Here is a 13,562-nt window from a genome sequence, read left to right on the forward strand (position 1 = left end):
CCGCGGGCTCGGCCGCCCCGTCGGGTGCCGCGGCCGCCTCCCGGGGAGCGGGCGGTCGCGAGGCGGACGCGGGGTCGCCGGGAGCGGCGGTGTCGGGAGTGGTGCGGCGGGACGGCGGACGGGCGGTCACGAGAAGTGCCTCCTAGGGGGCGGGGCGTCGGTCGGATCACAGGGAGTCGTACGGGCGGCGGTGCGGCGGATCGTCTGCGGCCCTCTCACCCCCGGCCGTCGGTCCGGGACGGGCCGGCCCCGTCCACCTCCACGGCCCGCTCCCCGCCCGCCGCCAGCCGCCGGACGGCGGCCATCGGGACGGCCAGCCAGTCCGGCCGGTGCCGGGCCTCGTAGAGCACCTCGTAGACGGCCTTGTCGGTCTCGTAGGCGCGCATCAGTTCGGGTGCGGAGCGCGGATCGAGCCCGCCGGCCTCGGCGTATCCCCGGCAGTAGGCGGCGCGGGTGCGCCGCGCCCACTCCAGCGCCCAGGGGTCGGCACCGGCCGGCCCGCTGCGCGCGGCATAGTCGAAGGAGCGCAGCATCGCCGCGACATCGCGCACCGCCGGCTGCGGGCGGCGCCGTTCGGCCAGCGGACGGGCCGGTTCGCCCTCGAAGTCGATCAGCGACCAGCGGCCCTCGTCGGCGGAGCGCAGCGTCTGGCCCAGGTGCAGATCGCCGTGGATGCGCTGGGCCGCCCAGCTGCGGCCGTCGTGGCCCATGGCGGCGAGCGCGTCGAAGGCGGTGCGCAGCCGGGCGCGGTAGGGCTGCAGTACGGGCACGGCGCGGGCGGTGGCCTCCAGCCGCTCGTTCATCTGGGCGGCGATCACATCGAGCTGAGGGCGGCGCAGCTCGGTGGTGGGCAGCGTCTGGGCGAGTGCGGTGTGCACCTCGGCGGTGGCATGGCCGAGCGCCCGGGCCGAGCCGGTGAAGTCGGCGCGTACGGCCAGCGCATTGAGCGCCAGCTGCCAGCCGTCCGCCGACCCCGGCAGGAAGGGCTGGAGCACGCCCAGCGTCGTCGCCTCGCCGTTCTCCTCGGCGGTCGCCGACTCGAACCACGCGGCGGGTGCCGGCACCCGCGCGCACTTGGCGTCCGCCAGCGCCCGCGGCAGCTCCAGATCCGGGTTGATGCCCGGTTCGATCCGCCGGAAGACCTTCAGAATGAACGAATCTCCAAAGACGATCGAGGAGTTGGACTGCTCGACGGCGATCGGCCGGGCCGGCAGCCCGGAGGGGATGTCCACGTCGGATTCCCGGCAGAAGCGCAGCGCGCCGAGTCGTCCCGGTACCCGCAGCCGCTCCAGCAGCAGCCCGCACAGGCGGTTGTCGAGCAGGGCGTCATAGACCGTGCGGCCACGCAGCGGGCCGCCGGCCGGGCGGCCGATCACCGCGGGCGCCAGCTGCGGCGACAGCGCCGGGTGCACGCCCAGCAGGAGTTGGTAGCGGTCGCCGCCGGAGGGCGTACGGCTCGGTGGCGCGCTCTGCTGGGCGCGCACGAGCAGTTGCAGCAGGCCCGGTGCGCTGCCGTCGGCGGTGCACGGCAGCAGTTCGGTGGCCGAGAGCAGCGTGAAGCCGGTGAGCAGCCGTCCCTTGCCGGCGAACCAGCGCTGGCGTGGCACCCATTCGGCGAGCAGGGGTGCCAGGGAGGACAGCAGATCGGGTGCGGTGACGAGCGGGCGGCGGTCAGGGCTGTTTCGGGTGGCACGGGTCGGGGCGGTGTCCGACATGGCGTCGCGTCCTTTCCCCGGGCACACGAAGGTAGGGCAAAGTGTCCCGGAATGCGGCCTTCACAGTGCGGTGGCGCGGTGGCGGTACCCCCGGACGGAGGCGCTGTGGGGGTCCCCCCGGACGTACTCCGGCGAGAGCGCCGGGCGAGATCGTCCGTACGGCAGCGGTGTTTCGGCGTGCGCGCTTCCGCTGCGCGTCGGTCCCCCTCGCGAGCCGGGGACCGACGAGGGCTCACCCGGCCCGTGCGGTAGTAGGGAGCCTGCCCGAGCGAAAGGTCAAAAAACGCCCGTACGCGCCATGCGGCCGCGTACGGGCGGTGTTCTCGGCGCCCGTGCCCGGTCAGGGCACCGGCGCTAGGCTGCCTTTCCTGCGTTCTTGCGCAGCCGGAACCAGTAGAACCCGTGGCCCGCCAGGGTCAGCAGATACGGCAGTTCCCCGATGGCCGGGAAGCGGACGCCGCCGATGAGTTCCACCGGATGGCGGCCGCTGAACGCCCGCAGATCCAGCTCCGTCGGCTGGGCGAAGCGCGAGAAGTTGTGCACACACAGCACCAGGTCGTCGTCCGCGCCACCGGTGCCCGGCGACTCCCGCAGGAAGGCCAGCACCGCCGGGTTGGTGGACGAGAGCTCGGTGTAGCTGCCGAGCCCGAACGCCGGGTTCTGCTTACGGATCTCGATCATCCGGCGGGTCCAGTGCAGCAGCGAGGAGGGCGAACTCATCGCCGCCTCGACGTTGGTGACCTGATAGCCGTAGACGGGATCCATGATGGTCGGCAGGAAGAGCCGGCCCGGGTCGCAGGAGGAGAAACCGGCATTGCGGTCCGGCGTCCACTGCATCGGGGTACGCACCGCGTCACGGTCGCCGAGCCAGATGTTGTCGCCCATGCCGATCTCGTCGCCGTAGTAAAGAATCGGCGAGCCGGGCAGCGACAGCAGCAGGGCCGTGAAGAGTTCGATCTGATTGCGGTCGTTGTCGAGCAGTGGGGCCAGCCGCCGGCGGATGCCGATATTGGCGCGCATCCGCGGGTCCTTGGCGTACTCCGCGTACATGTAGTCGCGTTCTTCGTCCGTGACCATTTCGAGGGTCAGCTCGTCGTGGTTACGCAGGAAGATGCCCCACTGGCAGCCGGAAGGGATCGCCGGGGTCTTGGCGAGGATTTCCGAGACCGGGTAGCGCGATTCGCGGCGTACCGCCATGAAGATGCGCGGCATGACCGGGAAGTGGAAGGCCATATGGCATTCGTCGCCGCCGACGCCGTAATCGCCGAAGTAGTCGACGACATCCTCCGGCCATTGATTGGCCTCGGCCAGCAGGACGGTGTCCGGGTAGTGCGCGTCGATTTCCGCGCGGACCCGCTTGAGGAAGGCGTGCGAGGCGGGCAGATTCTCGCAGTTGGTGCCCTCCTCCACGTAGAGATACGGCACCGCGTCCAGCCGGAAGCCGTCGATCCCCAGGTCGAGCCAGAACCGCAGGGCGGAGATCATCTCCTCCTGGACCGCCGGGTTCTCGTAGTTGAGATCCGGCTGGTGGGAGAAGAAGCGGTGCCAGTAGTACTGCTTGCGGACCGGGTCGAAGGTCCAGTTGGAGGCTTCGGTGTCGACGAAGATGATCCGGGCGTCGGCGTACTGCTTGTCGTCGTCGGCCCAGACGTAATAGTCGCCGTACGGCCCTTCGGGATCGTTGCGCGATTCCTGGAACCACGGGTGCTGGTCGCTGGTGTGGTTCATCACCATGTCGATGATGACCCGCATTCCGCGGTGGTGCGCGGCGTCCACGAATTCCACGAAGTCGGCCAGATCGCCGAAATCGGGGAGCACCGCGGTGTAGTCGGCGACATCGTAACCGCCGTCCCGCAGCGGGGATTTGAAGAACGGCGGCAGCCAGAGGCAGTCCACCCCCAGCCACTGCAGATAGTCGAGCTTGGCCGTGATGCCCTTGAGGTCGCCGATGCCGTCGCCATTGCTGTCCTGGAAGGAGCGCACCAGGACTTCGTAGAAGACGGCCCGTTTGAACCAGTCGGGATCGCGGTCCTTCGCCGGGGTGTCCTCGAACGTGTCGGGGACTGGCTCATTGACGATCAATTGGGTGACCCTCCGATCGGTGAGGACGGTCGCAGCGACAGCACATGAGCGGGCGCGAGAGAGCGGCCCGGCTCAAGGCGCACATAGTTGTCCCTGCCCCAGTGGTAGGTATCGCCGGTGAGCTCGTCGCGCACCGGGAAGGACTCGTGCCGGCCGAGGCCGAGTTCCGGCATGTCCAACGACACCGTCGCCTCGTGGGTGTGGTGCGGGTCGAGGTTGACCACCGTGAGCACCGTGTCGGCTCCGTCGCCGTGGCCCGCGCGCTTGGAGAAGGCGAGTACGGCGTCGTTGTCGACCCGGTGGAAGCGCAGATTGCGCAGCTGTTGCAGGGCAGGGTGCCGGCGGCGGATGCGGTTGAGCGCGGTGATCAGAGGGGCGATGGTGCGCCCCTCTCTGGCCGCCGCATCCCAGTCGCGCGGCTTGAGTTGGTACTTCTCCGAGTCGAGGTACTCCTCGCTGCCGCGGCGTACCGGCGTCGACTCGCAGAGTTCATATCCGGCGTAGACGCCCCAGGTGGGGGAGAGGGTGGCGGCCAGCACGGCGCGGATCTCGAAGGCCGGGCGGCCGCCCTCCTGGAGGTAGGCGTGCAGGATGTCCGGGGTGTTCACAAAGAAGTTGGGCCGCAGGTAGGAGGCGCTCTCGCCGGACAGCTCGGTGAGGTAGTCGGTCAGCTCCCGCTTGGTGTTACGCCAGGTGAAGTAGGTGTACGACTGGTGGAAGCCGATCTGGGCGAGGGTGTGCAGCATCGCGGGCCGGGTGAACGCCTCGGCGAGAAAGAGCACGTCGGGATCGGTGCGGTTGATGTCACCGATCACCTTCTCCCAGAACGCCACCGGTTTGGTGTGCGGATTGTCCACGCGGAAGATCCGTACGCCCTTGGCCATCCAGAAGTGCAGCAGCCGCTCGGTCTCGCGCACCAGCCCGCGGAAGTCGGTGTCGAAGGCGAGGGGGTAGATGTCCTGGTACTTCTTCGGCGGGTTCTCGGCGTAGGCGATCGAGCCGTCGGTGCGGTGGTGGAACCACTGGGGGTGCAGGGTGACCCAGGGGTGGTCGGGCGAGCACTGCAGCGCGAAGTCCAGCGCCACCTCCATCCGCAGATCGCGGGCGGTGCGTACGAAGTGCTCGAAGTCCTCGAAGGTGCCCAGGTCCGGATGGAGGGCGTCATGGCCGCCGGCGGCCGAACCGATGGCCCAGGGGGAGCCGACATCGTCCGGGCCGGCGGACAGCGCATTGTTGGGGCCCTTGCGGAAGGCGGTGCCGATGGGGTGGACGGGCGGGAGATAGACCACGTCGAAGCCCATGGCGGCGACGGCCGGCAGCCGCTCGGCGGCGGTGCGCAGGGTGCCGCTGACGGGCCTGCCGTCCGGTGCGACGAAGGCGCCCTCGGAGCGCGGGAAGAGTTCGTACCACGAGCCGTACAGGGCCCGCCGGCGCTCGACGACCAGTGGCATCGGCCGCGAGACGGTGAGCAGTTCGCGCAGCGGATGGCGCTCCAGCGCCTCGATGACCTGGGGGGAGAGCGCCGCGGCGAGCCGGGTGGCGGCGGGGAGCTTCGGGTTGCGCAGCGCGTCCACGGCGCTGAGCACCGACTCCCGGCCGTCGCTCTTGGGGACGTCGGCGGCCGCCCGCTCGTGGAGTTCGGCGCCCTCGGCGAGCATCAGCTCGCTGTCGATGCCCGCCGGGATCTTGATCGAGGCGTGCTTGCGCCAGGTGGCGAGCGGATCGGACCAGGCCTCGACGGTGAAGGTCCAGCGGCCCTCGATGTCCGGGGTGACCTCGGTGCTCCACCGGTCGGTACCGGGCGCCCGCTCCTGCATCGGGGTCCAGGGACCGCAGCGGCCGGCGGGGTTGCGCAGCACCACATTGGCCGCGACCGCGTCATGCCCTTCTCGGAAGACGGTGGCCGAGACCTCGAAGGTCTCACCCACCACGGCCTTCGCCGGGCGGCGGCCGCAATCGATCTGCGGGCGGATGTCCAGAACAGGGATGCGACCGATCATGGGCTCACCTGGGCTTGTGATGCTTTGCTGGGTTTTGTCCTTTGTATCCGCTCCACGGTGGGGGGACCGGGTGCGGGCATGGGCGCTCGTGTCCGCTTTCACTCGGCTGGCGGATGACACGGCCGGCCGAGTCGATGCTGCGCCGGCCGGTGGCCGGGAGCGCCCTCAGTGGAATGTGTGCTGCGTCGTCGGTGCATCGCGAGGGGGGAACGGCGTACCCGGTGAGCCTTCCCGCGGACGACGGCCGGGAAATCCGGCGGAATGTGAACTACTGGTACGTAACCAAGGGGCCGATGTGACCCGGTGGACATACCCCTGCCCGCTCGCGGGCGGCTGCGGAGCTGCGCTGACACGGTCGGCGTTCGCCTCCTCAACTCGGTGTGATCACAGCGGAGTTGCGGTGTGCGGATGTCCGGTGTCGCGCCGGGGCCCATCGACGCCACACCGCAGCCTCCCCCCAGGAGGGAGTCCGTACAAGAGCGCATGAGGGGGTGGAATCAGCCATATCGGCGGACGCGGCGGTAGGGCAGGTTCCGGTCCCGGGTCACTCCCTCAACTCGCGGGCACAGTAGGCGAGTTGGTGACGGTTGCCTGCCTTAGCGGTCCCGGCGGTATACGACGCCTCGTCTGACCAGCCGGTCGTCGGCGAAGCAGAGCTCGTAGGCGGAGACGGTGTCCGGGTGGACGCTGTAGTACGCACAGGACCAGCCGCGCGGGGGCGGCGGGGTGCCGTCCGGCGGGGCGTCCAGGGAGAAGAACGGCACCACGTCCGCCACCTGCGCGCGCGGCATACCGATGTGCAGACGGTCGTAGTCCGCCCGCTCCAGCACCGTCCACGGGGAGCTGACCAGCGCAAAGACGGCCATCAGGAGCAACAGTGCGGCGGTCGCCGCGAGCGGGACGGTCACCGTCTGGCGCAGCCGGCGCCGTACCTGACGGCGGGCCTGCGCCAACTTCCGTGCGGCGGCGGTCGGTTCGGGCGCCCCGGCCTGGGTGACCGGCCCGCCGGCCAGCGGCAGCCGGGCCGTGACCGCGAACCCGCCCACTGGCGTCCGGCCGCTGTGCAGCGTCCCGCCCGCCAGCCGTACCCGTTCGTCCAGACCCACCAGCCCGCTGCCGCCGGAGACCGGATCCGGCGCGGGACCGGCCGGGCGGGGACCGTTGGCCACGGTGAGGTGCAGCTGCCCGGCGGCCCGGACGAGCCGGAGGTGGACGGCGGCGCCCGGTGCGTGCTTGGCGGCGTTGGTCAGGGATTCCTGGACGACACGGTGCAAGGCGTGGCCGGTCATGGGCGGCAGCGCGGCCACGGGGTCGCCGCCCGGCGCCTCACCGGAGCCGCGGGCCTCCTCGTCCACCCGCTCCAGCGTCACCGTCATCCCCGATGCCCGCGCGCGCTCCACCAGCCGCTCCACGCTCTCGTCCGCCGGCACCCGGGGCGCACTCTCGTCGTCCGTGCGCAGGACGCCGATGATCTCCCGCAGCCGCTCGGTCGCCGCGCCGGCCGCCTCGCGCAGCTCCCCGGCCGCCGCCCGGCGGTCCGCGTCCAGCCCGGGATCGACCTCCAGCGCCCCGGCCCGCAGCGCGAGCAGCGCCAGGTCATGGCCGAGGGAGTCATGCATATCGCCGGCGATTCTGGCGCGTTCGCGCAGCCGGGTACGGTCGGCGACCGCCTGCTGTTCGAGCTCCATGCGCTCGGCGAGCTGCCAGCCGGTGCGGACGAGTTCGCCGTACTGGCGGCGATAGCGGCCCAGCAGCCATGGCAGCACCACATTGAGCAGCAGCGCCAGCAAGAAGTTGAACCAGGGCCACAGGCTGCGGCTGACCACCGCGCACAGCGGCACACCGGCCGCCGCGGTCCCGGCGAAGAACCACAGCGCGGGGCGGGCGCGCACCATCCGGACACCGGCGAGATAGCCGAGCACGGCCAGGGCGAGGCAGTACGCGGCGGTGAACAGCTGCACCGAGAGCACCAGGCTCGTCGCCAGCGGGATCGCCACCGACACCAGTGGCCAGGACCTGTGCAGCAGCACGGACAGACCGAGCAGGGGAAAGCCGGCCAGCGTCGCCCATCGCTGGAGGTCCGAGGGGGTGTCGAGCGTCCAGGCGGGCGGAGTGCACAGCGTCAGCCAGAGCGCGAACCCGGGGAGCAGTGCGCGCAGCCGCCGCACGTCCGGGCGCCGCCAGGGCGTCATGAGGCCGGAACCAGGCCCGCCTCGTACGCGAGGATCGCCGCCTGGACGCGGTTCTTGACGCCGAGACGGGCGAGGATCGCGCTGACATACGCCTTGACGGTGCCCTCGACCAGGAACAGCCGCCGGCCGATCTCCGCGTTCGACAGTCCGGCGCCGACCAGGCCGAGCACCTCGCGTTCGCGGCCGGTCAGCTCGGCGATCCGGGCGCGGGCGGCCGCGCCCCGGCCCAACTGCCCGTCCCCCAGGTGGGAGATGACGCGCCGGGCGACGGACGGCGAGAGGCAGGCGCCGCCCTCGGCGACGGCCCGTACTCCGGCGATCAGCTCCCGCGGATCCCCGGACTTGAGCAGAAAGCCGGCGGCGCCCGAGCCGAGGGCGCCGGCGATGTACTCGTCCTCGGAGAATGTCGTCAGCATCACGACGGCGGTCCCGGGCAGCGCCTTGGCCAGTTCGGCGGCGGCGCCGAGGCCGTCCAGGTGCGGCATACGGACGTCCAGCAGGCAGACATCGGGCCGGTGACGCAGGGCCAGATCGAGGGCCTCGCGGCCGTCGGCGGCCTCCGCGACGACCTCGATATCGGGCGCGGCGCCGAGAATCGCGCGCACACCGGCCCGCATCATCGTCTCGTCGTCGGCCAGCAGCACTCTGGTCATTCGGCTCATCCGGAACCCCCGTTACACGCGAAGGCGGTGCCCGGAGGGTCTCCGGACACCGCCCGCTCCGGGTTCACGTTACCCCGGGACGATCAGCGCGTTCCTGCGCATCGCGTCACTTGACGGCGACACCGGTCCAGGCGGCCTCGACGCCCTTGACCTCGGGGCTGCCGGCCTTGTACAGGTCGGTGGCGGCCTTGACGGTCGCCTCGCGCGCGGCCTTGTAGTCCGTGTTCGAGGTCATGTACTCGGTCAGGGCCTTGAACCAGATCTTCTCGGCCTTGTCCCGGCCGATGCCCTCGACCTTGGAGCCGTCCGCCGTCGGGCTGTCGTACTTGACGCCGTTGATCTCCTTCGCGCCGCTGCCCTCGGACAGCAGGTAGAAGAAGTGGTTGGCGACGCCCGAGGAGTAGTGCGGGTCGAGGCCCCCGGTGTTGGAGTCCCAGTTGTCCTGCGACTGGCCGTCCTTGCTGGGCTTGTCCATGTAGCGCAGCGGGGTGCCGTCACCGTTGATGTTGATCTTCTCGCCGATGAGGTAGTCGCCCGGGTCCTTGTCGTTCTTGGCGTAGAACTCGACCGAGGTGCCGAAGATGTCCGAGGTGCCCTCGTTGAGGCCGCCGGACTCACCGCTGTAGGTGAGGTTGGCGGTGGCCGAGGTGACACCGTGCGACATCTCGTGCGCCGCGACGTCCAGGGCGGTCAGCGGGGCCTTGTTGTCCTGGCCGTCGCCGTACGTCATGCAGAAGCAGCTGTCGTCCCAGAAGGCGTTGACGTAGCTGTTGCCGTAGTGGACGCGCGAGGAGGCACCCTTGCCGTCGCCCTTGATGCCGCTGCGGCCCTGCACGGTCTTGTAGTAGTCCCAGGTCTCGGCCGCACCGTAGTGCGCGTCGACGGCCGCGGTCTGCGGGTCGTCGGGCTTGCCGGTGCCCCAGGCGTCGTCGTCGTCCGTGAAGGCCTTGCCGTCGCCGGACTCGCCGTTCTCCAGGTTGGTGGTCTTGTGACCACCGCGCTCGCCGTCGGTCAGCGTGAAGCCGTTGCCCTCCTTGGAGGTGCCCAGCTCGACGCTGCCGCTGTACTCGCTCTCGCCCTTGCCGGTGCGGATCTCGTCGTACTGGAACAGCTTCTTGCCGCTGTTGGCGTCCGTGATGATGTGCATCCGGCTGGGCGTGCCGTCCTTCTGGACGCCCTTGACGACGGTGTCGTAGGCGAGGACGGGCGTGCCGGAGGCGGCCCAGACGACCTTCTTGGGCGCCTGCGCGTCGGCCTTCTTCGCGGCGAGCGACTTGGCGGCGGTGCCCTGCGCCGACTTCGCGGCGGCCTGCGGGGCGATCTTCGCCGTGGTGGAGGCCACCTTGATGGTCTTGTCGGTCGACTTGGTGGTGCTCTTGATCGCGCCGCCCTTGGCGGTGTGCACGATCAGGTCGCCGCCCAGGACCGGCAGTCCGCCGTAGGTGCGCTCGTAGCGGGTGTGCGTGGTGCCGTCGGCGTCCTTGATGACGTCCTTGACGACCAGCTTCTCCTGCCCGCCGAGACCGAGTTCCTTGGCGGTCTGCGCCTTGACGGCGCTCGCGTCACGCAGCAGTTCCGCGCGGTGCGAGGCACTGAGCTTGAGAGGCGAACCGTCCGCGGTGGGGGTCTGTGCGGGCGAGGCGCCTGCGGTACCCGCGGTGATGCCGGCGGCCAGCAGGGCCGCGGCAGCGAGGGCGGTACCGGTCACACGGGTCTTACGGGATATGTGGGGGGTCACTCGTGCTCCTTCAACTTTGCCAAGTGGTGGGGGTGCAAAGCGATGCGGGTGTGACTGCGTCCGGAAGACTGCCATTCGAACGCGTTCATGTCAGGAGGGTGTTAACAACTTGGCCGAAAATCGTCCGCAGGGAGGTGATCGCTGTTCGCATAACGGAGTTGGGCGCCGCCCCCGGAGTTCCGGGAACGACGCCCAACTAGGTTGTCCGGCAGGTCAGTTGTGGTTCGGTGTGCTCTTCCGGCCCGCCTATGTCACACGAGGGTGACGCCGAAGTGCTGCCGTCAGGTCAGAACGTCAGCTTCCAGCCGTTGATGTAGCCGCTGTCCTGTGCGTAGACGTCCTGGACCCGCAGCTTCCAGGTACCGCTCGCGGCCTTCGAGGAGGCGTTGACGGTGTAGGTCGTCTTCACATTGGCCGCCGAGTCCATCGCGCTGGAGTTCTTCAGCCGGTAGGCCGTACCGTCCGGGGCGATCAGGTCGATGACCAGGTCACCGCGGTAGGTGTGCACGATGTCCACCCCGACCTTCAGCGTGCTCGGCGCATTGCCGCTGCGGCTGACGGTGATCGGCGAGGTGACCGCCGCGCCGGCGTCCGGGATCTGTACATCGTCGGCGTTCTCGAAGACATTGCCGCCGCCGGCCGGGTTGACCGTCCAGGTGAAGGCGGCCGTACCGGTCTTCCTCGCGGCGTCGGTGACCGTGACCGTCACGGCGTTGGTGCCGGCCGTGGTCGGCGTACCGGAGATCAGACCGGTGCTCGCGTTGATCGACAGCCCGGCGGGCAGCCCGCTCGCCGCGTACGACAGCGCGCCCGCGGTACCGCTGGTGGCCTTGATCTGCAGGCTTGCCGCCTGGCCCACGGTGCTGGTCTGGTTGCCCGGGTTGGTGACGGAGACGCCGCCGTCCGGGACACGCGAGCCGACGTTGACCGCCGCCCAGGTGTTGGCGACCGTGTTGTACGACGCGCTGCCCTGGCCGAACAGGTCGGCCGCGGCCTTCAGCGTGGCGTCGCGGGCACCCGCGTAGTTGGTGTTGGCGCTCATGTACTGGCTGAGCGCCTTGAACCACACCTTCTCGGCGTTGGCCCGGCCGATGCCCGGAACCGGCTGATTGTCGAAGGTCGGGCTGTCGTAGTGGACGCCGCCGATGTCCTTCGGGCCGCTGCCCTCGGACAGCAGGTAGAAGAAGTGGTTGGCGACACCGGACGAGTAGTGCACGTCCTTGTTGCCGACGTTGCTCGACCAGTAGTCCGCCGACCCCCCGTCCTTGGACGGCTTGTCCATGTAGCGCAGCGGGGTGCCGTCACCGTTGATGTCGATCTTCTCGCCGATGAGGTAGTCACCGGGGTCGGCGGGGTTGTTGGCGTAGAACTCCACCGCCGTACCGAAGATGTCCGAAGTCGCCTCGTTGAGGCCGCCGGACTCACCGCTGTAGGTGAGGTTGGCGGTGGCCGCGGTGACACCGTGCGACATCTCGTGGCCGGCCACGTCGATGGACGTCAGCGGGGCGGCGTTGCCGCTGCCGTCGCCGTACGTCATGCAGAAGCAGCCGTCGTCCCAGAACGCGTTGACGTAGCTGTTGCCGTAGTGGACGCGGGAGTAGGCGCCCACGCCGTCACCGCGGATACCGCTGCGGCCGTGCACGTTCTTGTAGTAGTCCCAGGTCTCCTGCGCGCCGTAGGCCGCGTCGACACCCGCCGTCTGGGCGTTCTGCGGTGTGCCGTCGCCCCAGGTGTCGTCGGCGTCGGTGAAGAGCGAACCGGTGCCCGACGAGCCGTGCTTGAGGTCGTACGTCTTGTGGTTGCCGCGGGTGGGGTCGGTCATCGAGAAGTTCGGCGCCGAGCCCGACGTCCCGAGGGTGACCTTGCCGCTGTACTCGCTGTTGCCGACGCCGTTCTCGATCCCCTGGTACTCGAAGATCTTGGCGCCGGTCGTGGCGTCCGTGATGACATGCAGCTGGTTGGGGGTGCCGTCTTCCTGCAGCCCGCCGACCACCGTCTCGTACGCGAGTACCGGCTTGCCGTCGGCGACCCAGACCACCTTGCGCGGTGCCTTGGCGGCCTCGGTCTTCTTCGAGCCGAGCGCCTGGGCCGACTTGACGGCCTTCGCCTCGGCGGTGGCCGGCTTCACCTTCGCGGTGGTGGTGGCGACCTTCAGCTGGGACCGTACGGCCTTGGTGACGCCCTTGAGCTTGCCGCTCTTGCTCTCGTGCACCACGAGGTCACCACCGAGGACGGGCAGTCCCTGGTAGGTGCGCTCGTAGCGGGTGTGCGTGGTGCCGTTGACGTCCCTGGAAACGTCCTTGACGACCAGCTTCTCCTGCGCGCCGAGCTTGAGCTCCCGCGCGGTCTCGGCGGTGGTCGCGCCGGCTGCCCGTATCAGCTCCGCACGCTGGGACGGGGACAGCTTGGCCGGCAGTGCGCCGGGGTCGGGCGTGGCATGCGCGGTGCCCGGCCGCGGGGCGGCCGCCGTGCCGGTACCGGCCTGAACACCGACGGCCAGCATCGCCGTGACGGCGACCAACGCGCCGGTCGCAACGGCGCGTCTATGGGGGGTGCGTCTCACACTGACTCCTTCTGCGGTGGCCGCTACGTGACGGCGGCCGAGGGGGACCGGGCGGCGAAGCGGCCGTCCGGGCAGAGCGAGGCAGAACACTTTGGAGCGTGTGGGGGGAGACGTACGCGAAATTCCTGACGTACTGGTGGAACGGATGGTGCAGTGGAAATCGGCTGCCGCGGGGTGTGGTGCTGTGGGGACCCGTGCGGCGGTTGCCGGGAAGAGTCCCACCCCGCCTGGCTTGTTGTCAGGGTCCGCTCAACTAATTGGCCGGAAACCGTCCGTTGCGCGAAATCGCTGTCCGGAAACCGGACGGTTTGTGATCGTCCTCACGGGTAACTGGGCCCCGCCGTACGGCTATCCGTGCCAGGACCGCCAGAGCGCGGCATAGGCACCATCCGTCGCCACCAGGTCGTCGTGGGTGCCGAGTTCGGTCAGCCGGCCGCCCTCCATGACGGCCACACGGTCCGCGTCATGGGCAGTGTGCAGACGGTGGGCGATGGCGATGACCGTACGGCCTTTCAGCACGGCGGCCAGTGCGCGCTCCGTGTGCCGTGCCGTGCGCGGGTCGAGCAGCGCGGTCGCCTCGTCGAGGATGAGCGTGTGCGGATCCGCCAGN

General features: G+C 70.0%; 7 protein-coding genes and 1 pseudogene. All 8 read right to left on the bottom strand.

Annotation, left to right across the window (positions count from 1 at the left end):
• Window positions 1-215 precede the first annotated feature (215 nt).
• Window positions 216-1,715 (bottom strand): maltokinase N-terminal cap-like domain-containing protein, encoded by a 1,500-nt coding sequence (locus DY245_RS05455; protein ID WP_181923532.1) that lies wholly within the window; start codon window positions 1,713-1,715, stop codon window positions 216-218.
• A gap of 354 nt (window positions 1,716-2,069) precedes the next feature.
• Complete coding sequence (gene treS, locus DY245_RS05460) at window positions 2,070-3,797, bottom strand: maltose alpha-D-glucosyltransferase (RefSeq protein WP_128504098.1); 1,728 nt, start codon at window positions 3,795-3,797, stop codon at window positions 2,070-2,072.
• Window positions 3,794-5,797 carry an alpha-1,4-glucan--maltose-1-phosphate maltosyltransferase gene (locus tag DY245_RS05465; protein WP_128504100.1) on the bottom strand — a complete coding sequence of 668 codons (2,004 nt, stop codon included), beginning with the start codon at window positions 5,795-5,797 and terminating at the stop codon, window positions 3,794-3,796. The genes treS and DY245_RS05465 overlap by 4 nt, the downstream gene beginning before the upstream one ends.
• A 596-nt stretch (window positions 5,798-6,393) precedes the next feature.
• Window positions 6,394-7,989, bottom strand: a complete 1,596-nt coding sequence (locus DY245_RS05470; RefSeq protein WP_244942846.1) for a sensor histidine kinase — start codon at window positions 7,987-7,989, stop codon at window positions 6,394-6,396.
• A complete protein-coding gene (locus tag DY245_RS05475) occupies window positions 7,986-8,642 on the bottom strand; it encodes a response regulator transcription factor (RefSeq protein WP_128504138.1) in 657 nt (218 codons plus the stop codon). Before DY245_RS05475 ends, DY245_RS05470 begins: the two co-directional genes overlap by 4 nt.
• Window positions 8,643-8,757: 115 nt before the next feature.
• Window positions 8,758-10,389, bottom strand: a complete 1,632-nt coding sequence (locus tag DY245_RS05480) for a M4 family metallopeptidase (protein WP_128504102.1) — start codon at window positions 10,387-10,389, stop codon at window positions 8,758-8,760.
• Between the two features lie 286 nt (window positions 10,390-10,675).
• The gene (locus DY245_RS05485; protein ID WP_128504104.1) at window positions 10,676-12,952 is read right to left on the bottom strand and encodes a M4 family metallopeptidase; all 2,277 of its coding nucleotides are present in this window, start codon (window positions 12,950-12,952) and stop codon (window positions 10,676-10,678) included.
• A 348-nt stretch (window positions 12,953-13,300) separates the two neighbouring features.
• Window positions 13,301-13,561, bottom strand: a pseudogene (locus DY245_RS45830) (ABC transporter ATP-binding protein); the annotation flags it as partial.
• Between the last annotated feature and the right edge of the window lies 1 nt (window position 13,562).

The sequence above is a fragment of the Streptomyces inhibens genome, from assembly GCF_003389455.1.
Taxonomy (GTDB): Bacteria; Actinomycetota; Actinomycetes; order Streptomycetales; family Streptomycetaceae; genus Streptomyces; species Streptomyces inhibens.